At 71.7% G+C, this 21,975-nt stretch carries 18 protein-coding genes and 1 tRNA gene; 16 read left to right on the top strand and 3 right to left on the bottom strand.

Annotated elements, in window-relative coordinates:
• Positions 1 to 33 precede the first annotated feature (33 nt).
• Entirely contained in the window at positions 34 to 1,599 is a 1,566-nt protein-coding gene (locus IM770_RS09340) for a hypothetical protein (RefSeq protein WP_307785418.1), read from the top strand.
• Between the two features lie 34 nt (positions 1,600 to 1,633).
• On the opposite strand, the gene IM770_RS09335 is transcribed toward IM770_RS09340, so the two are convergent.
• Positions 1,634 to 2,701, bottom strand: coding sequence for a LacI family DNA-binding transcriptional regulator (locus tag IM770_RS09335; RefSeq protein ID WP_203580859.1), 1,068 nt, complete (start codon positions 2,699 to 2,701; stop codon positions 1,634 to 1,636).
• An 81-nt stretch (positions 2,702 to 2,782) separates the two neighbouring features.
• On the opposite strand from IM770_RS09335, the gene IM770_RS09330 reads away from it, so the two are divergent.
• From IM770_RS09330 to IM770_RS09300, 7 genes are all read left to right on the top strand, one after another.
• Positions 2,783 to 4,036: an MFS transporter gene (locus tag IM770_RS09330; RefSeq protein WP_203580858.1), complete on the top strand. Its 1,254-nt coding sequence runs from the start codon at positions 2,783 to 2,785 to the stop codon at positions 4,034 to 4,036.
• 21 nt (positions 4,037 to 4,057) lie between these two features.
• A complete protein-coding gene (gene nucS / locus IM770_RS09325) occupies positions 4,058 to 4,753 on the top strand; it encodes an endonuclease NucS (RefSeq protein ID WP_203580857.1) in 696 nt (231 codons plus the stop codon).
• A gap of 100 nt (positions 4,754 to 4,853) precedes the next feature.
• Positions 4,854 to 7,790: a glycosyl hydrolase gene (locus IM770_RS09320; protein ID WP_203580856.1), complete on the top strand. Its 2,937-nt coding sequence runs from the start codon at positions 4,854 to 4,856 to the stop codon at positions 7,788 to 7,790.
• A gap of 33 nt (positions 7,791 to 7,823) precedes the next feature.
• Positions 7,824 to 8,342 (top strand): MarR family winged helix-turn-helix transcriptional regulator, encoded by a 519-nt coding sequence (locus IM770_RS09315; protein ID WP_203580855.1) that lies wholly within the window; start codon positions 7,824 to 7,826, stop codon positions 8,340 to 8,342.
• 10 nt (positions 8,343 to 8,352) lie between these two features.
• Positions 8,353 to 9,111 carry an HAD hydrolase-like protein gene (locus IM770_RS09310; protein ID WP_203580854.1) on the top strand — a complete coding sequence of 253 codons (759 nt, stop codon included), beginning with the start codon at positions 8,353 to 8,355 and terminating at the stop codon, positions 9,109 to 9,111.
• Positions 9,104 to 10,369: a coiled-coil domain-containing protein gene (locus tag IM770_RS09305; RefSeq protein WP_203580853.1), complete on the top strand. Its 1,266-nt coding sequence runs from the start codon at positions 9,104 to 9,106 to the stop codon at positions 10,367 to 10,369. Before IM770_RS09310 ends, IM770_RS09305 begins: the two co-directional genes overlap by 8 nt.
• 56 nt (positions 10,370 to 10,425) lie before the next feature.
• A complete protein-coding gene (locus tag IM770_RS09300) occupies positions 10,426 to 12,537 on the top strand; it encodes a bifunctional lysylphosphatidylglycerol flippase/synthetase MprF (RefSeq protein WP_203580852.1) in 2,112 nt (703 codons plus the stop codon).
• 200 nt (positions 12,538 to 12,737) lie between these two features.
• Here the strand turns inward: IM770_RS09300 and IM770_RS09295 are convergent, their stop codons facing one another.
• Positions 12,738 to 12,944, bottom strand: coding sequence for a cold-shock protein (locus IM770_RS09295; RefSeq protein ID WP_109208752.1), 207 nt, complete (start codon positions 12,942 to 12,944; stop codon positions 12,738 to 12,740).
• A gap of 367 nt (positions 12,945 to 13,311) precedes the next feature.
• Between IM770_RS09295 and IM770_RS09290 the strand changes: the two genes are divergently transcribed.
• Together IM770_RS09290 and IM770_RS09285 are read left to right on the top strand one after the other, a co-directional pair.
• A complete protein-coding gene (locus IM770_RS09290) occupies positions 13,312 to 13,944 on the top strand; it encodes a GntR family transcriptional regulator (protein WP_203580851.1) in 633 nt (210 codons plus the stop codon).
• A 104-nt stretch (positions 13,945 to 14,048) separates the two neighbouring features.
• On the top strand, positions 14,049 to 14,549 hold the full coding sequence (locus IM770_RS09285) for a GNAT family N-acetyltransferase (RefSeq protein WP_203580850.1): 501 nt from the start codon (positions 14,049 to 14,051) through the stop codon (positions 14,547 to 14,549).
• Between the two features lie 85 nt (positions 14,550 to 14,634).
• Here the strand turns inward: IM770_RS09285 and IM770_RS09280 are convergent.
• Positions 14,635 to 14,718 (bottom strand) — tRNA-Leu (locus IM770_RS09280).
• Between the two features lie 157 nt (positions 14,719 to 14,875).
• On the opposite strand from IM770_RS09280, the gene IM770_RS09275 reads away from it, so the two are divergent.
• From IM770_RS09275 to IM770_RS09250, 6 genes are read left to right on the top strand one after another with little or no spacing between them, the layout of a single operon-like run.
• Entirely contained in the window at positions 14,876 to 15,619 is a 744-nt protein-coding gene (locus IM770_RS09275; RefSeq protein WP_203580849.1) for an FHA domain-containing protein, read from the top strand.
• Positions 15,616 to 16,152, top strand: coding sequence for an FHA domain-containing protein FhaB/FipA (locus tag IM770_RS09270; protein WP_203580848.1), 537 nt, complete (start codon positions 15,616 to 15,618; stop codon positions 16,150 to 16,152). Before IM770_RS09275 ends, IM770_RS09270 begins: the two co-directional genes overlap by 4 nt.
• 18 nt (positions 16,153 to 16,170) lie before the next feature.
• Positions 16,171 to 17,409 carry a PP2C family protein-serine/threonine phosphatase gene (locus IM770_RS09265; RefSeq protein ID WP_203580847.1) on the top strand — a complete coding sequence of 413 codons (1,239 nt, stop codon included), beginning with the start codon at positions 16,171 to 16,173 and terminating at the stop codon, positions 17,407 to 17,409.
• Positions 17,406 to 18,794, top strand: a complete 1,389-nt coding sequence (locus tag IM770_RS09260; protein ID WP_203580846.1) for an FtsW/RodA/SpoVE family cell cycle protein — start codon at positions 17,406 to 17,408, stop codon at positions 18,792 to 18,794. Before IM770_RS09265 ends, IM770_RS09260 begins: the two co-directional genes overlap by 4 nt.
• A 1-nt stretch (position 18,795) precedes the next feature.
• On the top strand, positions 18,796 to 20,256 hold the full coding sequence (locus IM770_RS09255; protein ID WP_203580845.1) for a peptidoglycan D,D-transpeptidase FtsI family protein: 1,461 nt from the start codon (positions 18,796 to 18,798) through the stop codon (positions 20,254 to 20,256).
• A complete protein-coding gene (locus IM770_RS09250) occupies positions 20,253 to 21,965 on the top strand; it encodes a serine/threonine-protein kinase (protein WP_203580844.1) in 1,713 nt (570 codons plus the stop codon). Before IM770_RS09255 ends, IM770_RS09250 begins: the two co-directional genes overlap by 4 nt.
• Positions 21,966 to 21,975 lie beyond the last annotated feature (10 nt).

Below are 21,975 nucleotides of genomic sequence, written 5' to 3'. Positions count from 1 at the left end.
GGCATACATCGGGTCGCGTGGGAGAGTGTCAGCGTGGCCGAACACAGCCTGACGAAGGTCGGCGGAGAGTCCGGAGGCCCGCGCTGGGTGCGCGAGCTGCTCGGCGCGCTGGCAGCCGTCGCCGTGGGGATCGCGACCGTCGCCATCGTGGCCTCGTCAGAGCGATCCGAGCTGCTCTTCCGCGACGGGGACTCCCTGGTAACTACGCTGATCGTCCGGTCGATCGCGGTGGGCCAGCCGCAGGACTGGGCGCTGTCGACGGTGCTGTTCCTCCCCGAGACCGCGGTGCTGGCGGTGCTGAGCATGGTGGGCCTGGGCGTCAGCGGCACACTCGCCCTCGCCGGGGTGGTCAACGTCGTCGCCCTTTACGGCGCGCTGCGGGTGGCGGCCGGCGCATCCGCCCGCGCCCGTGCGCCGATCGCCGGCGCTCTGCTGGCCCTCGGCGCGTTCGCTCTGCTCGCGGTCACGGAGCACTCGCCCTCGCGCGACGCCCTCGAGCTCGCGTCGCTGCTCGCGACCACCACCTACTACTCCGCGACCGTCGTCGGCGTGGTGCTGGCGGTCGGCCTCGCGCGCCGTGGGCTCGACCGCACCCGACCCGGGCCGGCGTGGGGTGCGGTCGTGGGCCTCGGGCTGGTGGCCGCGGCATCCGTTCTCACCAACCCCCTGTTCGCCGTCTGGGCGACGGTCCCTCTCGGACTCGTGCTGGCCGTCGTCGCGCTGCGACGGAGAGCCGCCCTCTGGCTGCTCGCCGGACTCGTAGCGGGATCGCTGCTGGGATTCGCCGGACGGATGCCGCTGGCCCACCTCATCGCGAACACCGGCGCGGGCTACTTCGACCCGTCGCGGTGGTGGGCGTCGCTGGGCTACTACGGGGCACTGCTCGCCGAGCGGTGGAGCGCGCCGTGGGGCGCGGCATCCGTCATCGCCGTCGCCGTGCTGTGGGGCTGGAGCTTCGCCGCCACGGTGATGCTCGCCCGCCGCCGCGAGGTCGGCGCGACGGTCGTCGCGGCGTGCGGCTGGGCGATGCCGCTGCTGGTCGTCGTCGGGGCGGTCGTCGCGGGCACCCACGCGGCCCGGTACCTGCAGCCCGCCGTCTTCGCGCCGCTGCTCGGGCTCGTCGTCCTGCCGATGCTCCTGCCGCAGCGAGCCGGCGTCCCGAGGCCCGTCGTCCGTCCGGCGATCGCCGTCGGAGCGACGGCGGCGGCTCTGGCCCTGGCGATCGGGATCGGGATGCCGCGCCTGGCCGTCGCCGCCGACGCGCCCGACGCCGACCTGGAGTGCGTGGTCGAGTGGGCGGAGCAGTCGGGACGCACCGGCGCCGGGCAGTTCTGGACGGTGCGGCTGCCCAAGACGCACCTCACCGATCCCCGTGGGCTCGTGCAGGTGGACCACCGCCTGCGGGGCTACGCGTGGCTGGTGAACCGCGACGACTTCGGCGTCGGCGAGGTGTCGTTCCTCGTGCTGGACGCGCAGTCGGCCGCCTTCGACCTGCCCGGCGGCGCGACGATCGACGACGCCGAGCTCATTCCGTGCGGCCGCTACACGATCGCCGACTTCGCGCCGGACTCGCTGCCGATCGGACCGCTGCGGTCCTGACCGGGCAGCCTGGCCGGGGCCCGTGCTCGGCGGGTCAGGCGTCCGCCGGCGCCGGTCCCGTCGTGTTGCCCTCGCGGAAGGTGCAGGTGAAGCGGATCGAGGCCGCGGGCGTGCCCTCGAGCATGGCGGCGACGGCGGCCCCGGCGGCGCGTCCCTTGTCGGTCGCCGGCTGCACGAGCGTGGTGAGCTCGTACGGCGCGAGACCGTCCACCACGATGCCGTCGAATCCCGTGACGCTGACGTCCTCCGGAACGCGAAGACCCGCCTCCTCGGCGGCGCGGATCACGCCGGCGGCCAGCAGGTCGCTCTGCGCGATGACGGCGGTCGGGCGCCGCTCGGGATCGGCGAAGATCTCGCGACCGGCGAGGAGTCCCTCGTCGATGAAGCTGCCGGCGGCGGCGAAGGTGGCGGCATCCGGGAACACGTCCAGGGCACCGGCGAGGCGCTCGCGCGTCACGTCGACCGCGACCGCGGTGTCGTCGTGCACCCAGCCGCGCTGCCAGCCCGCGCGCGCCGGGAGTGCGACGACGGCGACCCGACGGTGGCCGAGCGCGCGCAGGTGGCTCGCGGCCTGGCGCTGGGCTTCGCGGTTGTCGAGTCCGATGCGGGGCACGTCGTCGCCCGCATCGCCCTCGATGACGACGACGGGGATGCCGCGGGCCTTGACCGTCTCGAGCGACTCGCGCAGCAGGCCGCTGCACCCGATGAGCACCGCGGCGTCGAGCGGCGCGGTCGTGAGCGAGGGCCCGCCGCCGGTCGGCTCGTGGTCGCGCAGCAGCAGGAGGCCGGCGCCGAGCGGCGTGACGGCATCGGCGAGGCCGTCCATCATCAACGTCTTGACGGGATCCAGGAACGCGGTGCCGAGGTGCTCCTCGAACACCACGCCGACGATGCCCGAGCGGCCGCGCCGCAGCGATGCCGCCCGGGGATCGGGGCCGGTGTAGCCGAGCGCGGCCGCGGCGTCGAGCACCCGCCGGCGCGTCGCATCCGAGACGGGCGTCTTGCCGCTGAAGACGACCGAGGCCGTCGACGGCGACACGCCGGCCTCGCGGGCGACGTCCGAGATCGTGGCGCGGCGGGCGCCGGTGTCGTGACGGCTCATGTCGTCCTGATCGTAGCCGGTCGCCGAATGGTCGGTCGAATCGATTCGAGGATCGCCGAATCGATTCGTTACGATGTCCGGATGGACACCGCGCTCACCCGGAAGCAGCTGGTCGCCTGGCGCACCGCGATCTTCGCGATCTTCTTCGTCACCGGCCTCGGCTTCGCATCGTGGGCCTCGCGGCTGCCCGCGGTCAAGAACGACCTCGGCATCAACGACCTGCAGATCGGCATCCTGCTCTTCGTCTCGGGCGCGGCCTCGATCGTGGGCCTCTCGCTCGCGAACGTCATCGTCGTGCGGTGGGGCGCCCGCCGCGGCATGGTCGCGACCATCATCACGTTCTCGCTCGGCGTGTTCGTGGTCGGTCTCGGCGTGCAGCTCCTCGAGTCGTACGCCGTGACCGCCGTCGGCCTCGGACTGATGGGCATCGGCATGGCCGCCACCGACGTGATGATGAACGTCGAGGCCGCCGCGGTGGAGCAGGCCTTCGAGCGCACGCTCATGCCGCTCTTCCACGCGTTCTTCAGCATCGGCACCGTCGTCGGCGCCGGCATCGGGGTCGCGATGGCGGCCTGGGGGATCGGCGTCTTCTGGCACCTCGGTGCGATCGGCGTGCTCGTCCTCGCCGCGGGGCTCCTCGCGCTGCGACTCGTGCCCTCGCGCGAGATCGTGCACGACGACCCGGCGACCACCACCAGCCGCCGGGAGCGCGTCGCCGAAGCGCTCGCGGTCTGGCGCGACCCGCGCACCTACGCCATCGGCGCGATCATGCTCGGCATGGCGTTCGCCGAGGGCAGCGCCAACGACTGGCTCACCATCGCGATGGTCGACGGCCACGACCAGACCGAGGCCGTCGGCGCGGTCGCCCTGACGGTGTTCTCGGTCGCGATGACGGTGTTCCGCATCCTGGGCGGCCCGCTCGTCGACCGCATCGGCCGCGTCTGGACGCTCCGCATCCTCGCCGCCGCGGCGGCGGTCGGCCTGGTGATGTTCATCCTCGCGCCGTCGCTGCCCATCGCCTTCATCGGTGTCGCGCTGTGGGGCGCGGGCGCCTCGCTCGGCTTCCCGCTGGGCATGTCGGCCGCTGCCGACGATCCGGTCAAGGCCGCGGCGTCCGTCTCCGCCGCCGCGACGATCGGGTACCTCGCATTCCTCTGCGGTCCGCCGATCCTCGGCTGGATCAGCCACGAGATCGGCATCCTGCCGACTCTGTGGATTATCGTCGGCCTCATCGTGATGTCGGGGCTGGCGTCGGGCGCGGCCAAGCCGATCGCCGGCTCGCAGGTCGGCGTCGGGCACCCGCATCGCGAGCGCAGCGCCGACTCGGCGGGCTGACGCCCGGGCTAGGCTCTTCGGGTGCGTCTCGTCATCGCCCGCTGCTCCGTCGACTACTCCGGGCGGCTCAACGCCCACCTGCCGCTGGCGACCCGGCTGCTGGTGCACAAGGGCGACGGTTCGCTGTTGGTGCACTCCGACGGCGGCTCGTACAAGCCCCTCAACTGGATGAGCCCGCCCTGCCGCCTCGACGTCGAGCTGCCCGACGACGAGTCCGCCGCCGCCGGCGTACGCGAGCACTGGCGGGTGACGCACGCGAAGACGGGCGACTCGCTCCTGGTGCGCATCTACGAGGTGCTGCACGACACGTCGCACGAGCTGGGCATCGACCCAGGTCTGCAGAAGGACGGCGTCGAGGCCGACCTGCAGCGCCTGCTCGCCGAGCAGGTCGACGTGATCGGCGACGGTCTGACGCTGGTGCGCCGCGAGTATCCGACGGCGATCGGCCCGGTCGACCTGCTGCTGCGCGACCCTGCGGGCGGCACGATCGCCGTCGAGGTGAAGCGCCGCGGCGACATCGACGGCGTCGAGCAGCTCACGCGCTACCTCGACCTGCTCGGGCGCGACCCGCATCTCGCGCCCGTCACCGGCGTCTTCGCCGCCCAGGAGATCAAGCCCCAGGCCAAAGTGCTCGCCGCGGACCGCGGCATCCGCTGCGTCACCCTCGACTACGAGGGCATGAAGGGCATCGAGTCCGGCGCACCGCGCCTGTTCTGAGGCTCCGGCGTCTCCCCCCGCACAGCGGGGTCTTGTGTTGTGTCTGCAGGACAGTACATACTGTCGCAGAGACAGTTCTTCCCTGAACGGATGCCGCGCAATGACGCTCGACGACTTCCGGCGCGAGATCGCCGACCCTGCCATCGAATTCCGCCCCGAGCTGCGGTGGTGGCTCGCCGAAGGGCTCCACAGCGATGCCACGCTCCGGCGCGAGATCGCCGACGCGCATCGCCTGGGCTTCGGCGGCATGGAGTTCCTCGCGATGGACGAGGGGGCCATCGACCACACCCGGTACGGCTGGGGCTCCGAGGAGTGGGTGCACGACTCGCAGGTGGTCGTCGAGGAGACCACCCGCCGCGGCATGTCGGTGAGCTTCACGTCCGGCACGAACTGGTCGAACGCGAACCTCCCGACGATCGACCCCGACCAGCGCGCGGCCGCGCAGGAGCTCGATGTCGCGCGGGAGACGCTCGCCGGCGGCACGTCGCGCAGCGGACCGCTCCCCCGCATCGACTTCGAGGCGCCGATCGCCGAGACCACCCTGCCCGGGCACCGCGGACGGATCACGCAGCAGCACCTCGTCGCGGTGGTCGCGGCGCGCGTCGCGGGCGACGGCCTGCTCGACGCGGCCTCGGTCGTCGACCTCACAGCGCAGGTGCACGACGAGTCCCTCGACTGGACCGCCCCCGACGACGACGGCGACGCCGAGTGGCGCCTGTTCTCGTACTGGATGCACGGCACCGGCCAGACGGCCTCGCCCTCGGCGAGCGTGAACTACACCGTCAACTACCTCGATCGCGACGGCGTCGACGCCGTCATCGCGTACTGGGACGACGTCGTGCTGACGCCGGCGCTCCGCGACGAGATCGCGCGCAACCCGCGCGCGCAGATGTACATGGACTCCCTCGAGCTGTCGACCTACGGTGCGGGCGGCCTGTTCTGGGGCTTCACCGTGGCCGACGAGTTCCGCGCCCGGCGCGGCTACGACCTCGTGCCCTGGCTGCCGTTCCTCACCCGCGACGTGCCGTTCATGGCCGTGTCGACCGTCTACCACCACGAGCCCGTCGACGAGGCCGACCGCCTCACCGTCGAGAAGGTGCGGTTCGACTACGCCCGCACGCTCACCGACCTCTACATCGAGAACATGCTCCGGCCCTTCGCCGCCTTCCTCCACGGGGTCGGGATGACATTGCGTGCCGAGATCAGCTACGGACTCCCGTTCGAGCTCACCCGGCCCGGTCCCGAGGTCGACGGCATCGAGACGGAGTCGCTCGAGTTCGGATCGCAGATCGACGCATACCGTCTCATGGCCGGACCCGCGCACCTCTTCGGCAAGCAGTATTCGTCCGAGACGGGCGCGACCACGCGCAACCACATGCTCGACCACCGGTTCTACGACCAGATCATCGCCACGCAGCTCGCCGCGGGCATCACCAAGACGGTGCTGCACGGCTGGGCGAGCCCTGCCGGGGCCGAGGGCGTCACCGAGTGGCCGGGCCACGAGGGCATGTGGCCGATGTTCTCGGAGCGGTTCGACACCCGTCAGCCCGGCTCGGAGTTCTACCCGCTCTGGACCGCCGCGATCGGACGCCTGCAGTATGCGCTGCGGCACGGCCAGCCCCGCATCGACGTCGGGATCCTGCGCACCGACCACTTCACCGACAACCTCATCGGCGTCAGCCTGACCGCCCCCGACGGCGAGCGCATCCCCGACGAGGTCGCGTACGGAACCATGTGGATGCGCGACCGCGAGAACCACTGGTGGCAGGACCTCGGCATGCAGGACGCCGGCATCACGTACGAGTTCTTCGACGGTTCGCTGCTGCTGCGCGACGACGTGTCGTTCGACGGCGACGAGGTGCAGCCGGACGGTCCGGGCTACCGCGCGCTCATCGTCTACCAGAGCACGCTCGACGCCGATGTCGCCGCGCACCTCCGCGGGTGGGTCGAGCGGGGCCTGCGCCTCGTGATCGTCGACGGCGCGCGCGAGCTCGAGTCGCTCCGCGACGGTCGCTTCCGGACGCATGAGCGCGCGGCATCCGCCACTCCCGGACTCGACGGAAGAGACGACGAGCTCGCCGCGATCATGACGGAGCTGCGCCGGATGCCGGGAGTCCGCGTCGCGGCTCCCTCCGGCGTCGTCGCGGCCCTCGACGAGCTGGGTGCGGGCGGACGCGCGCGCTTCGAGACCGATGACACGCACGTGCTCACCCACCTGCGCGAGGGGGACGACCTCACCGTCGTGTACGCGTATCACTTCCTCTACGAGACGGCCGAGCCGACCACCGTGCGCGTCTCGCTCGAGGGCATCGGCTCGGCGCACCGGCTCGACCCGTGGACCGGTGAGCTGCGCCCGCACCGGGGCACCCGCAGCGACGGCGGGCGCACCATCGTCGAGCTCGCCCTCGCGCCCGGCGAGGTGGCGATCGTGGTGCTGGACCGGACGACGGATGCCGCAGACTCGGCGAGCCCGGCGCTCACCGAGGTCGCCCGGGCCGACGCCTGGCGACTGGTGGTCGAGAGCTGGGACGCGGGCGAGCCCGAGGTGCTCACGGAGGACCGCGGCCTCGGCTACGTCTCGCGCGAGGTCCGGCCGACCACCGCGGTCACGCGCCTCGACGCCGGCGAAGTTACCCTCACGCCGTGGTCCGGGATCGCGGCCGTCGGCCCCGAGGTCTCGGGCGTCGGCGAGTACACCGCCACGGTCTGGGTCGACGCCGTCGACCCGGGCGCCCGCTACGTGCTCGACCTCGGCTCGACGGGCGGCGGCCTCGGCTCGGTGCGCGTGGGCGACGGCCCCGAGCGGGGATTCGACACCGCGCACCCGGTGGTCGACGTGAGTGCCGACCTCCGTCCCGGTGACAACGCCGTCGTGGTGCGGGTCTCGAGCTCGCTGAACAATCGGCTCCGAGCCCGCGGCTACTATGACGACATCGTCGACATCGTGGCGCGGGACGCCGGGGTGGAGCGCCATCAGGTCGCCGTCGTCCGCGAGTACGGACTCATCGGCCCGGTGCGCCTGCTGCGGGAGGACTGACCGCGGCGAAGGTCGCGATGGAAGGAACGCAAGATGGCCCGAGGTGACGTCGCCGTCGACGACTCCGCCGACCTCAGCCCGCTGGTCGGCGACGACCCGCTCGACCTGCGGCTGTCGCTCGCCTCCATCGTGCACTGGGCCGACAGCACCGCCGTCCGGCGGGATGTGATGGCGAAGGTCGCCTTCCCGGTCGACGACATGGGCATGTTCCTCGTCGTCAACCAGCTGTCGTACAACGGCGCCATGCGGCCGGTCGAGCTGTCGCTCGCGCTCGGCATGACGCCCACCAACATGAGCAAGATCGTCGGGCGCCTCGTCCACGCCGGGCTCGCGGTGCGGGTGGCCGCGCCCGACGACGACCGCGGGGTGCTCGTGGCCCTGACCGCCGAGGGGCGGGCCATCGGAGAGCGCATCATGGCGACGGCCGAGGCGAACCTGCGCGACGTGCTGGCCGACTGGTCGGCGAGCGAGGTCGACGAGCTGCGGCGCATGATGGCTCGCCTGGCGCGCGTGCACCGCTCCGTCTCGGAGCGGCGGGCCGCCTCCGCATAGGCTGGTGCTCATGCCCCGACCCCCGCGGACCCCCTCGCGATGGACCTGCGTGCTGTGGGACGTGGACGGCACGCTCGTCGACGCGTCCGACGGCATTCTGCGCCGCCTCACGATCTGCCTCGAGCACTTCGGCAAGCGCCCCCCGACGCGTGCCGAGCTCGTGCACTGGATCGGCCCGCCGATGTACGAATCGTTCCAGGTGAACGTCGGCATGAGTCCGGAGCAGGCCACCGAGGCCGTCACGTTCTACCGCGGTCTGAACAAGATCGACGGGTACTCGACGGGCGCCCGGCTGTTCCCCGGAATGGGTGAGCTGGTGACGGATGTCGCGGCCGCCGGCATTCCGCAGGCCACGGCCAGCTCGAAGCCCGAGGTGCAGGTCGTCGCCCTCATGGACCACTTCGACCTCTCGACCTCGCTCACCGCGATCGTCGGCGCCACCGCCGACGAGAAGACGCTGAGCTCGAAGTCCGACGTCGTCGCCGAGGCGCTCCGGCGCCTCGCCGCGGCGGGCGTCGACACCAGCCGTCCGGTGCTCGTGGGCGACCGGCACCATGACGTCGAGGGCGGAGCCGAGCACGGCGTGCCCGTCATCTTCGTGCGGTGGGGTTTCAGCTGGCCGCACGAGGCCGAGGGTGCCCAGGCTGTCGTCGACGACGCCGACCAGCTGCGCGCGCTGCTGCTGATGGACGAGTCCGGCGGAGAGGGCGAGGCGGCGGCCCGCGACGCCGTCGCCCCCGCGGAGGCCGTCGGGTCGGTGGATGCCTGACCTCGACACGATCCTGAGGTGGGCGGTGCCCGCCCTGGTCGTCTTCGGCGTCACCGCGATCGCGATCGCCGTGATCGTGTGGGCGGTGCGGCGCGCGCGCCGCTCCCCCCGCGCCCGGGCCGCGGCCGAGCAGGCCCGCGCCCGCGCGGGCGCCACGCTGGTGCGCCTGGATGACGAGGTGGACGAGCTCGAGCTCGAGATCGGGCTGTCGGGCGCGCTCCACGGCGGCGACGCGCCGTCCTCGCTGCGGCGGGCGCGCCTGACGGCGCAGCACACGCGCGACGACGCGTTCGAGGACTACCGGGCGATCAGCGATCCCGCCGCGGCGCCCGCGGAGGTGCGACAGGTGGCGGCGCGCATCGAACGTCGCGCCACCGAGGCGCTCGCGATCGTCGCCGCGGCGCGCGACGAGCACGGAGCCTGGGTGCGGCAGCACGTCTCCGCCGCCGCGCAGGTCGACGCCGCCCGTCGCCGGCTGGCCGAGTTGCGCGCCGCAATGGGCGACCCGGCCGCTCTCGTCGCCGACCTGTCGTCGCGCTTCGCCGAGGACGAGTGGCGCGAGGCGTCGCGCTCCGCGCGCGCCGCGCTCGCGGGGGCCGCGGAAGCAGAGCGCCACCTCGACGCCGCGGCCGCCCGGGCGGCCGACCCGTCCCTGAGCGCCCTGCCCGACCTCGCGGCGGGCGAGCGCGCGCTGCGCCAGGCCGAAGCCGACGCGCGCACCCTGGAAGAGACGCACCGGCTGGTGCTGCAGGCCGCACAGGCCGTGCGCGAAGAGATCGCCCACGCCCGCGTGGCACTCCGGCAGGCGTCCGTCACGCGCGAGCACCTCGATGCGGCCGAGGCCGAGCGGCTGGGCGCGGAGCTTCACGCCGTCGAGGACGAGCTCGACCGCATCGAGGCGGATGCCGCGCACCGCCCCACTCGCACCGTCGAGGCGGTCGCGCGACTGCGAGGCCGAATCGACCTCGCGCTCGGCGACGCCCGCACGTCGCAGCAGCGGCTGCGCGGGGCGCGGACCGCCCTGCCGGGCACCCTCGCCGCCGCGCGCGGCGCACTGGCTCAGGCCGAGGCATCCGTCCTCCGCGCGCGCGCCGGCGCCGACGCGCGATCGCGTCTGCTGTCGGCGCAGCGGGAGCTCGCGAGCGCCCGCCAGGCCCAGGACCCGGTCGCGGCGCTGGACGCCGCGCGCCGCGCGATGCGCGACGCCGAGGACGCGAAGGCCCTCGCGGACTACCACCACCTGTCCTCCGCCGACTGACGCTCCGTGCGCGCCGGCCTTGCGGCGCGCGAAGGGCACGTCGCTACGCTGTGCACATGAGCGACGGGGCGACTCAGGGATCCAACCGCGTCCTCACGGGGATTCGCCGCATGCCGGCGACGCTGACGATGGTGGCGCTGATCCTCGTGGCGGGCGTCGTGTGGCAGGGATTGTGGCGGCCGTTCGAGGAGTCGGACCTGTTCGACGTGGTGGCCTACGGCCTGCCGGCGTTCGAAGCCGGCCGCTGGTGGACGCCGGTCACCGGCACCTTCTTCGTCAACGAGCCGTGGGTCTACCTCTTCACGATCGCCAGCTTCGCCGGCATGGCGTACCTCGAGTTCCGTCGCGGCTCGCGCATCGCGCTGGCGTACTACTGGGTGGGCCAGCTGTTCGCGATCCTCGCCACCGCGCTGCTGCTGTGGGGACTCGCGCAGCTGCCATGGGCGTGGGCGCAGGAGCAGGCGGCGGCACTCGACGTCGGCGCGTCCGGCGGCACGATGGCCTGCATCGCAGCGGCGGTCGGCCTCTTCCGCAGTCCCTGGCGCGTCCGCGCGTGGCTGGTGCTCCTGGGAACCGTGTTCGTGGCGATGCTGTTCTGGGGCAGCCTCGCCGACCTCGAGCACCTGCTCGCGGTGCTGCTGGTGCTGTTCGTCGACCGCTCGCTGCGCATCCAGCGCACCACCACCCGCGAGCAGCGCCTCATCGCCTTCATCTCGGTGCTGGTGCTGGGGGCGGTCCAGATCGTCACGATCCTCGTGCCGACCGACGGCCCGTTCGGCCCGACCGAGCCGGTGTCGGGCGGCTTCATCGACTTCGCGATCGACACGCTGGTGATCCTCCTCGTCGCGAACGGCCTGCGGCGCGGACGGCGCTGGTCGTGGGTCGTCGCGCTGATCCTCGCGGCGGTCAATGTGCTGACGGGGCTCCTGGTGCTGGCCGCGATCATCATCGCGAGCGAGGCGCAGGTCGAGGCCCAGATCGACGGCGAGACCGAGCTCGCGCTCGCGAGCGGGTTCCTGTGGCTGCTCATGCTCGTCTACCTGATCTGGGTGCGACGGGCGTTCCGGGCCCGGCGCACGTCGCGGATCGGCCGGCAGCCGGCACCCGGAGTGGAGGACGTGAAGCGGATGCTGCACGCCGACGGCGGCGGCACGCTGTCGTGGATGACCACGTGGGAGGGCAACGACTACGCCCGCACTGCCGACGGCATCGTGGCGTACCAGCGGCGCGCCGGTGTGGCGCTGGCCCTCGCCGACCCGCTGGGGCCGGAGGCCACGCGCGCGGCATCCGTCCGGGAATTCATCCACGATGCCGAGCAGGCGGGACTGGTCCCGTGCTTCTTCAGCGCCGACGAGGCGACACGCGCCGCCGTGCCCTCGACCTGGCGCAGCCTCGTGGTCGCCGACGACACGATCGTCGATCTGCCCGGCCTCGAGTTCACCGGCAAACGGTGGAACTCGGTGCGGTCGTCGCTCAACCGGGCCGGGCGCGAAGACATGACGTTCCGCATGACGCACCTCAAGGACGAGCCGTGGGGCGTGCAGCAGCAGCTGCGCGCGATCTCGGAGATGTGGGTCGGCGACAAGGGCCTCCCCGAGATGGGGTTCACGCTCGGCACCCTCGTCGAGGCGGAGGATCCCGAGGTGCGCCTAGCGCTGGCTCTGGCGCCGAACGGCGACGTGGACGGCTTCCTGTCGTGGCTGCCGGTGCACGGCGGGGGCGCGCGGAGCGGCGGGGAGAGCAGCGGAAGCGGAGCAGACGGGGTGCGGGGCTGGACGCTCGACCTCATGCGACGCCGGGACGGCGGCTTCGGTCCCGTGATGGAGTTCCTCATCGGGTCGTCGGCGAAGCTCTTCTCCGAGGAGGGCGCCGAGATCATGTCGCTCTCGGGAGCGCCGCTCGCCCACGACTACCCGCCCGACGCCGGGATGATCGCCGCGCTCAGCGACAGACTGGCGGAGGCGCTCGAGCCGGTCTACGGCTTCCGGTCGCTCCACCGCTTCAAGGAGAAGTTCCACCCCCGGTACGAGACCATGTACCTGCTCTACCGGGACGAGAGCGACCTCACGCGCATCGGCGGGGCGCTCACGCGGGCGTTCCTGCCCGATGCGACGCTGCGTCAGTTCGCCGGCGCGGGCCTCGAGCTCGTCCGCGGCGACCGGGACTGACCCGCAGCCGACCCCGTCAGGGGCAGGGTGAGCAGGGCGCGACGTTCGGGCGACACCGCGAAGCCGCGGCATCCGCCGATCCCGAGCCGCCCCGGCGCATCGCCGGCGCTCCGGGCATGGCGAAGCCGCGGCATCCGCCGATCAGGTGATCTTGGGATGCCGCGGCTCACTGACCGCACGAGGCGATCAGTCCGCTCGACTCAGAGCGGGCGGATGTTCTCGGCCTGGAGGCCCTTGGGTCCCTGCGCGATCTCGAATTCGACGCGCTGGTTCTCCTCGAGGGAGCGGTAGCCGCCCGACTGGATGGCGCTGTAGTGCGCGAAGACGTCTGCGCCGCCCTCATCGGGAGCGATGAAGCCGAAGCCCTTCTCCGAGTTGAACCACTTGACGGTGCCCTGCGTGCTCATTACTTGCCGTTCTTCGTTGATCTCGTCGCGATTGCGGCGATTCCCTCCAACGTAGTGAAGACACGCGCGCGCGGCGAGACCCAATTCCGATGGTGACACAAACGTTGCACACCGGAGCTTGACGGAGGGTTCGGGCGCGTGCCCATCGTCCGCCCGGGCTGAGCGGAGCTCGAAGCCCGGGCGTCGACGGATCCCCCCGGATAGGCCACGTCGAAACGTGGACAGGGACATCGTACCGATATATCAGCGAGAGGGCGAGGTCGGATGCCGCGTATTTCGGTGCATCCCGCCGCGCGGCGGCGACGACGCCGAGGCCTGATCGGGGGTTGTATTCGCCTGAATCGTCCGGCGTACACTGGTGCCACCCATGGCTGCCCCCTTCGTCCCCCTCGAGCCGCGCGGCGCCGTCCTCGGAGATGAGGTCTACGCGCGGCTCGGCGAGGCGATCCTCGACGGACGCCTTGCGCCGGGCGAGCGGCTGCGGGATCACGAGCTCGCCGAATGGCTCGGCGTCTCGCGCACGCCCGTGCGCGAAGCGCTGCAGCGGCTCGAGCGCGCCGGACTCGTCGAGGTGTCGCCCCACCGGTACACGCGCGTGTCGTACCCCAACCAGCAGAGCGACACCGTCGAGCTCGTCGCCTACAACATGGGGATCGCGGTGCGCATGGCGTGCCAGCGGGCCGAAGACGGCGCGCTCGCCCTGGCCCTCGAGCGTCTGGACGACATCATCGCCGCGTCTCGCGCCGACGACCCCACGGCCCTCGTGGCGGCCAGCCACGGCTTCTTCGCGGTCGTGACGAACGCCGGCGCCAACTTCGCGCTGGTGAAGTTCATCCGCGAGTACGAGATCGCGATCCGCCGCGACATGGTGGGCTGGCGCCCCTTCATCGAGTGCCCGATCGGCCGCACCGCCGCGTACGAGCGCTTCCGCGACGCGTTCGCCGCACGCGACGGCGATCTTGCCGAGAAGCTGCTGCGCGACATCCACGGTCTCGCCTGACGCGCCGCCGCCGGGAGTCGGCCGCCGCCGCGGATCGGCCGCCGCCCCGGGAATCGGCCGCTGCGCCGCTTCTCACGCCTGCCCGCCCCGGCTAGCGTGAAGACGTGCGCCATATCGAGCTGCGGCCCCTCGACGACGACGACCTCGACGCCGTCTTCGAGATGATGCGCGATCCCGAGGCCATCGCGATAGCGGCGTTCACCGCCGAGGATCCCGATGACCGCGCCGCGTTCGACGCCTGGATCGACCGCCAGCGGACGTCGGGCGACGTGCGCTCCTTCGTCGTCACCGAGGACGGCGGCTTCGCCGGCACGGCGGCGACCTTCACGATCGACGGCGACCGCGAGGTCACCTACTGGATCGCGCGCCACGCCTGGGGCCGGGGCGTCGCCACCGCGGCGCTGCGCCTGCTGATCTCGCGCGAACCCATCCGGCCCCTGTTCGCGCGCGTCGCCGCGCACAACGCCGCCTCGATCGCGGTGCTCGAGAAGGCCGGGTTCACCGAGGTGTCGCGGAACGTCGACTTCGCCCCGGGCGTGGGTCGCGAGATCGAAGAGATCGTCTTCACCCTGGTGCCGGCCCTCGACGGTCTCGGCGGCGCCTGAACCCGGCGCTTCACGCGGCGCGGCCAGCCGGAAACGTATGGAAACGCCGAAGGCCCCCGGTCACCCGGGGGCCTTCGCTGCGCTGTGCGCGAGGGGGGAGTTGAACCCCCACGCCCTTTCGGGCACTGGCACCTGAAGCCAGCGCGTCTGCCTATTCCGCCACTCGCGCGAGTCGCTGGATCCGTGGATCCCTCGAAACTCAACTTCCCGAGGATATCATGCGTCGCGGCCTGCTTCGAACTCGCCTGATCGCGAGGACGATCCACGTCCGGGACAGCGTGTGCAATTAGCATGTAGCAACCGGCACCCCCCTCCAGAGGAGCTCCGTGGGACTACTTGACAGCTTCGAGAAAGGTCTCGAGCGCGCAGTGAACAGCGCGTTCGCCAAGACCTTCCGCAGCGGCATCCAGCCCGTCGAGATCGCGTCGGCCCTGCGCAGCGAACTCGACAAGAAGGCCGCGGTGGTCAGCCGCGACCGCATCCTCGCGCCCAACACCTTCACGGTGCTGCTCGCGCCGGCCGACGACGAGCGCGTGTCGGCTCTCGGCGACGCGCTCATCCACGAGCTCGACACCCTCGTGCACAAGCACGCGAAGGCCCAGGGCTACTCGTTCGCCGGCCCCGTCTCCATCTCGCTCCGGCGCGACGACCAGCTGGCGACCGGCACGCTGCGCGTCGAGTCGTCCACGGCTCAGGGCGGCCGCGTCGCCTGGCGCGGCGTGGTCGACGTCGAGGGCCGGCGCATCCCGCTGACGAAGTCGCGCACCGTGATCGGCCGCGGCAGCGACGCCGACATCACCGTGGCCGACTCGGGCACGAGCCGCAAGCACGTCGAGATCCTGTGGGACGGCGAGCGCGCGATGGTCCGCGACCTCGGCTCCACCAACGGCACCATGCTCGACGGCCGCAAGGTGGGCGAGGCGGCGCTGCCCCCCGACTCGACCGTGCGGATCGGCCGCACCGACATCGTGTTCCGCGTCGTCGCGCAGGCGTCCGCCGCCCGGCCCCCGGCATCCGTCGACGACGCCACGCGGGCGTACGACCCGCGCGAGAGGGGACCGCTGACGTGAGCGAGCTCACCCTCCTCCTGCTGCGCATCGGGTTCCTGGTGCTGCTGTGGGCGTTCGTCTTCGCCGTCGTGTACTCGCTGCGCGCCGACCTGTTCGGGGTGAAGGTCAGGCGGATGCCGGATGCCGCGGCCGCCGCTGCGGCCGGGCCCGCGGCATCCGCTGCCCCCTCTTCCGTGACCGCGCCGGTTGCTCCCGCGCCCGCGAAGCCGGCAGCGCAGCCCGGCGGCCCCGCGACCACCGCCACCGCGTCCCGCATCGTCATCACGAGCGGACCCAAGACGGGCCTCGAGCTGCCCCTCGGCAACGAGCCCCTCACGATCGGGCGCTCCAGCGAGTCGGGGCTCGTCGTACGCGACGACTACACCTCCAGCCACCACGCGCGCCTCGTGCTGTGGGGCGACCAGTGGATGATCCAGGACCTCGACTCGACGAACGGCACCTGGCACGACGGCGCCCGCGTCACCGCTCCCGTCCCCGTGAACCTCGGCGCCCCGATCAAGGTCGGCGCGACGACGTTCGAGCTGCGGAAGTAGCGGGCGGACCCCTCGCATATGGTCTTCCAGGGCTCGAGCGCCGCGATCTCGCACACCGGCAAGGTGCGCTCCAACAACCAGGACTCCGGCTACGCCGGCTCGAACCTGTTCGTCGTCGCCGACGGCATGGGCGGCCACGCGGGCGGCGACGTCGCGTCGAGCCTCGCGATCTCGCGCCTCGAGAACCTGGACCGGCCCTACGACTCCACCGCCGAGGCCGAGAAGGCACTCGGCGACGCCATCTCGGACGCGGCCGTCGACCTCGTCGAGACCGTCGGCGTCCGCCCCGAGCTCGCGGGCATGGGCACGACGGTCAGCGCGCTCATCATGGTCGACGACTACGCGGTCATCGCCCACATCGGCGATTCGCGCATCTATCTCTACCGTGACGGCGCTCTCACCCAGATCACCACCGACCACACCTTCGTGCAGCGCCTGGTCGACTCGGGCCGCATCACGCCGGAGGAGGCCCGCTACCACCCGCGCCGGTCCGTGCTCATGCGCGTGCTCGGCGACATGGACACCGATCCCGAGCTCGACACGTTCATCATGCCGACGCAGCCGGGCGATCGCTGGCTGCTGTGCTCGGACGGTCTGTCGGGCGTCGTGGACGACGCCCATACGGCCAAGGCCCTCGGACTCGGGCTCGCACCCGGCCGCACCGCCGACAACCTGCTGAAGCAGGCGCTCGACGGCGGCGCCCCCGACAACGTCACGATCGTCATCGTCGACGTCGGCGGGCAGCATCCGCTCTTCAGCGGCACGCCCACGATCGTGGGCTCCGCCTCCAACCCCGTCGGCGTCGAAGTGCCCGCCGCCGCACCCCGGCGGTCGAGCTGGCTGCACCCGAACCGCCAGGCCGCGAACGAGCCCACGCACTTCGAGCCGGCGCCGGAGTTCCTCGAGGAGCTCATCGAGGAGGACCGCCGCCGCGCGCGCCGCCGGCGCATCGGCTGGATCGCGGGCCTCGCGCTCGTCCTGCTGCTGCTGGTCGGCGCGGCCTGGATCGGCTACCAGTGGACGCAGACGCGCTACTACGTGGGCGCCGACGAGGACACGGTCGTCATCTTCCGCGGCGTGCAGCAGAACATCGGGCCGATCACCCTGTCGACGCCCTACGAAGACACCGAGATCCCCCTCGATTCGCTGTCGGAGTTCGCCCGTGCGACGGTGGAGGGGACGATCTCGGCGGACTCGCTGGCGCACGCGCGACAGATCGTCTCGGGCATCAACGATCTGGCGGGAGGAGGCGGATGAGCGCGCCCACGCCCACCGAGGCGGTGTCGACCGACACCGCGGTCATCCGCGCCCTGCGCCGCATCCGCGTGCCGCAGACGCAGCGCAACCGCGAGCTCGCGCTGCTGGTGTTCGCGTTCGCGATCAACGCCTCCGCCGTCGCGCTGGTGCAGCTCGGCGCGCTCGACGCCATCGACTGGACGTTCCTGGTCTACTGCGGCGGCCTGACGGCGCTCGTGATCGCCCTGCACATCCTGCTGCGCCTGCGCGCCCGCGACGCCGACCCGTTCGTGGTGCCGATCGCGACCTTGCTCACCGGGCTCGGGCTCGCGATGATCTACCGCCTCGACATCGCCGAGGACCTCCACGGCTGGGATTCGTTCTCGACCCGTCAGCTCGCGTGGGCCGCGATCGCCCTCGTGGCCGCCGCGCTCGTGGTGATGTTCCTCAAGAACTATCGCGTGCTGTTCCGGTACACCTACATCTTCGGCCTCGCGGGCATCGTGCTGCTGATCCTTCCGGTCATCCCGGGACTGGGAACGGATGCCAATGCCGACGTGTGGGTGCGGCTGGGGTTCTTCTCGTTCCAGCCGGGCGAGCTCGCCAAGATCGCGCTGGGGATCTTCTTCGCCGGCTACCTCGTCCGCACGCGCGAGAGCCTCACCTCGACCGGGACCCGGTTCCTCGGGCTCACGTGGCCCCGGGCCCGCGAGCTCGGCCCGCTGCTGGTCATCTGGCTGGCCTCGCTCGGCATCATCGTGATGCAGCGCGACCTCGGCACGGGCCTGCTGATCTTCGGCATGTTCGTCGCGATGCTCTACGTCGCGACCGGCAAGACCAGCTGGGTGCTGATCGGCGTCGTGCTCGCCGCGGCGGGCGCGTTCGTCGCCTCGCGCTTCCTGCCGTACGTCGGCAACCGGTTCACCATCTGGCTCGACGCGTTCAACCCCGATCTCATGGACGGCGCGAGCTTCCAGCTGGTCACAGGCATCTTCGGCATGGCCAACGGCGGGCTGCTCGGCACCGGACTCGGTCAGGGCCGGCCCGACCTCACCCCGGTCGCCGAGAGCGACTACATCCTCCCCGCGCTCGGCGAGGAACTCGGGCTCATCGGCGTCTTCGCCATCCTGTGCCTGTACATGGTGTTCACGAGCCGCGGCATCCGCATCGGGCTGGCGGGGCAGGACGACTTCGGCAAGCTCCTGGCCACCGGGCTCTCGTTCACGATCGCGCTGCAGGTGTTCATCATGGTCGGCGGCGTCACCCGCCTCATCCCCCTCACCGGCCTGACCACCCCGTTCCTTGCCGCCGGCGGTTCGTCGCTGGTCGCGAACTGGATCATCGTGGCGCTGCTGCTGCGCATCTCGGATGCCGTCCGCAGCCGGCCCCGGGTGGTGATCGGCTGACATGACGAAAGAACTGCGTCGCCTCAGCATCCTGATGCTGCTCATGTTCCTCGCGCTGTTCGGGTCCGCCAGCTGGATCCAGGTGATCCAGGCCGACGAGCTCGCGGCGAACGCCGCCAACAAGCGGTCGCTGTACGACTCGTACGAGGTGCAGCGCGGATCGATCATCGCCAACGGCTCGGCGATCGCGTCGTCGGTACCGTCGGGCGACGTGTACAGCTGGCAGCGGGTGTACACGGATGCCGCGATGTGGGCGCCCGTGACCGGGTACTTCAATCCCGTGCTCGACTCGCTCACGGGGATCGAGCGCGCGATGAACCAAGATCTGAGCGGCACCGGCGGATCGCAGTTCTTCTCCCGCGTCGAGCGGATCTTCACCGGACAGCCGCCCCGCGGGTCGAACGTCGTGCTGTCGCTCGATGCCGACGTGCAGCGCGCCGCCTTCGAGGCGCTCGGCGACCTCCAGGGCGGAGTGATCGCGATCGAGCCCTCGACGGGGCGCGTGCTCGCGCTCGTGACCAGCCCCAGCTACGACACCAACACGCTGGCCTCCCACAACCCCGCCGAGGTCAACGCCGCGTATGACGCACTGACCGCCGATCCCGGAAAGCCGCTGTCGGACCGGGCGATCGGCGGCGATCTCAACCCGCCCGGGTCGACCTTCAAGCTCGTCGTCGCCTCGGCGGCGCTCGCCTCGGGCGACTACACCCCCGACTCGGCGCTCCCCAACCCCGCGACGTATCAGCTGCCGCAGTCCAGCAGCATCGTCCACAACGCCAGCGGCGGCACATGCGGCGGCGGCGACACGGTGACCCTCGCGGACGCGCTCCGGCTCAGCTGCAACATCCCCTTCGCCGAGCTGGCGGTCGAGCTCGGCGACACCGCGATCCGGGAAGAGGCCGAGAAGTACGGCTTCAACCAGTCGTTCGAGCTGCCGCTCGTCTCCACCCCCTCGGGCTATCCGCGCACGATCCAGGACGACGCGCAGACCGCGCTGAGCGGCTTCGGTCAGGGCCAGGTCACCGCGACGCCCCTGCAGATGGCGATGGTGTCGGCCGGCATCGCGAACGGAGGGGTCGTCATGAACCCGCGCATGGTGGACCGGGTGATCGGCGCCGACCTCTCGGTGCAGCAGACGTTCGACGACAGCGAATTCGGGCGCGCGCTCGACACGGACATGGCTGACGAGCTGGTCACGATGATGGTGGCCAATGTCAATGACGGCGCTGCGTCGGGTGCAAGAATAGACGGGGTCGACGTGGCCGGTAAGACGGGCACCGCGGAGAACACGGGCGACGAGCCGTACACGCTCTGGTTCACCGGGTTCGCACCCGCCGACAACCCCGAGGTCGCCGTCGCCGTTGTGGTGGAGGACGGCGGAAGGCAAGGACAGTCGGGCAGCGGCAACACCATCGCCGCTCCTATCGCGAAGAAGGTCATGGAGGCGGTGCTGGGACGATGAGACCGACGCAGGGCGTGACCTTCGGCGGCCGATACGAACTCGATTCGCGCATAGCGATCGGCGGCATGGGAGAGGTCTGGGAGGCGACCGATCACGTCATCGGACGTACGGTCGCCATCAAGATCCTCAAAGACGAGTACATGGGCGATCCAGGCTTCCTGGAGCGCTTCCGTGCCGAAGCCCGCCACGCGGCGCTCGTGAATCACGAGGGCATCGCGAGCGTGTTCGACTACGGCGAGGAGAACGGCAGCGCCTTCCTCGTGATGGAGCTCGTTCCCGGCGAGGCCCTGTCGACGATCCTCGAGCGCGACGGCTCGCTGTCGACCGACAAGACGCTCGACGTGGTCGCCCAGACGTCCGCCGCACTGCAGGCGGCGCACGCCGCCGGTCTGGTGCACCGCGACATCAAGCCCGGCAACCTGCTCATCACCCCCGACGGGCGCGTGAAGATCACCGACTTCGGCATCGCGCGCATCGCCGACCAGGTGCCCCTCACCGCCACCGGCCAGGTGATGGGAACCGTGCAGTACCTGTCGCCCGAGCAGGCGTCGGGGCACCCGGCGTCGCCGGCGACCGACATCTACTCGCTCGGCATCGTGGCGTACGAGTGCCTCGCCGGCAAGCGCCCCTTCACCGGCGAGTCGCAGGTCGCCATCGCGATGGCGCAGATCAACGAGCAGCCGCCGCCCCTGCCCGCCACGGTCGGCGTGCCGGTGCAGAACCTCGTGATGGCGATGATCGCAAAGAAGCCCGAGGAGAGGCCCGCCTCGGCGGCCGCCGTCGCCCGCGCGGCGACCGCGCTCCGCCGCGGAGACGTCGCGGCCGCCGCTGCGGCGGTGCCGGCGATCGCCGGTGTCGTCGCCGGCGACGCCGCCACGCAGCTGCTCACTCCGGGCTCCGACACCTCGGCCGCGACGCGCGTCATGCCGGCTCCCGACGAGGAGGTCGTCGAGGAGACGACGGAGAAGAAGAAGCGCAGCCCGTGGACGTGGCCGCTCATCGCGCTCATCGCGCTGCTGCTGCTCGTGCTGATCGGCACCATCTGGGCCGTCGTCGCCAACCAGGACGCCGATCCCGATCCCGCGCGCACGACCGCCACGTCGACGCCCGACAACACGCCCACCGACACCCCGGAGCCGACCCCGACGACGGCCAACGTCGTAGCCGACGACTTCGTCGGCCAGGACTGCGCGACGGCGTCCACCGCGCTCGACGCGCTGGGCCTCGCCGCCACCTGCACCGAGGGGAACGCCGCGCCCGACGAGGCCAGCGTGGGCAAGATCTACGAGGTGAGCCCGACGGGCAACGTGCCCAAGGGCACCGTGATCGAGCTGACGGCGTACGCCGGGCAGGTGCCGATGCCGGCGCCTGGCACGCCGACCTTCCAGGGATCGCCCGCGACGGTCGAGCCCGGTGACCCGCTCACCGTCATGTGGGACGGCTACACGTGCCCGCCGGGAACCGGATCGGTGAGCGCCTACACCTTCACGGTGCAGAACGGCACGATCGCCAACGGTCCCAGCTTCCCGCAGAACGCCCGCAACGCGACGGTGACCGCCGGCGACGCCGCGGGTCAGACCGTGATCGTCACGTACAACGTCACGTGCAGCGGCGGCACCGCCGGAAGCCGCACGTCGGGCGAGTCCGGCGAGGCCACGGTGCTGATCGAAGCCGCCGCGCCCGTTCCCACGCCCACGCCCACGCCGTGAGCCGAGTGAC

This window comes from Microbacterium hibisci, from assembly GCF_015278255.1.
In the GTDB taxonomy this organism is placed as follows: Bacteria; Actinomycetota; Actinomycetes; order Actinomycetales; family Microbacteriaceae; genus Microbacterium; species Microbacterium hibisci.
This window is presented reverse-complemented; position numbering and strand designations above follow the sequence as displayed.

Coding starts and splice junctions, on each gene's coding strand:
- IM770_RS09335 (WP_203580859.1), bottom strand. CDS start 2,701: ATGAGCCGTCACGACACCGGCGCCCGCCGCGCCACGATCTCGGACGTC.
- IM770_RS09330 (WP_203580858.1), top strand. CDS start 2,783: ATGGACACCGCGCTCACCCGGAAGCAGCTGGTCGCCTGGCGCACCGCG.
- IM770_RS09320 (WP_203580856.1), top strand. CDS start 4,854: ATGACGCTCGACGACTTCCGGCGCGAGATCGCCGACCCTGCCATCGAA.
- IM770_RS09315 (WP_203580855.1), top strand. CDS start 7,824: ATGGCCCGAGGTGACGTCGCCGTCGACGACTCCGCCGACCTCAGCCCG.
- IM770_RS09310 (WP_203580854.1), top strand. CDS start 8,353: ATGCCCCGACCCCCGCGGACCCCCTCGCGATGGACCTGCGTGCTGTGG.
- IM770_RS09305 (WP_203580853.1), top strand. CDS start 9,104: ATGCCTGACCTCGACACGATCCTGAGGTGGGCGGTGCCCGCCCTGGTC.
- IM770_RS09300 (WP_203580852.1), top strand. CDS start 10,426: ATGAGCGACGGGGCGACTCAGGGATCCAACCGCGTCCTCACGGGGATT.
- IM770_RS09295 (WP_109208752.1), bottom strand. CDS start 12,944: ATGAGCACGCAGGGCACCGTCAAGTGGTTCAACTCGGAGAAGGGCTTC.
- IM770_RS09290 (WP_203580851.1), top strand. CDS start 13,312: ATGGCTGCCCCCTTCGTCCCCCTCGAGCCGCGCGGCGCCGTCCTCGGA.
- IM770_RS09265 (WP_203580847.1), top strand. CDS start 16,171: ATGGTCTTCCAGGGCTCGAGCGCCGCGATCTCGCACACCGGCAAGGTG.
- IM770_RS09260 (WP_203580846.1), top strand. CDS start 17,406: ATGAGCGCGCCCACGCCCACCGAGGCGGTGTCGACCGACACCGCGGTC.
- IM770_RS09255 (WP_203580845.1), top strand. CDS start 18,796: ATGACGAAAGAACTGCGTCGCCTCAGCATCCTGATGCTGCTCATGTTC.
- IM770_RS09250 (WP_203580844.1), top strand. CDS start 20,253: ATGAGACCGACGCAGGGCGTGACCTTCGGCGGCCGATACGAACTCGAT.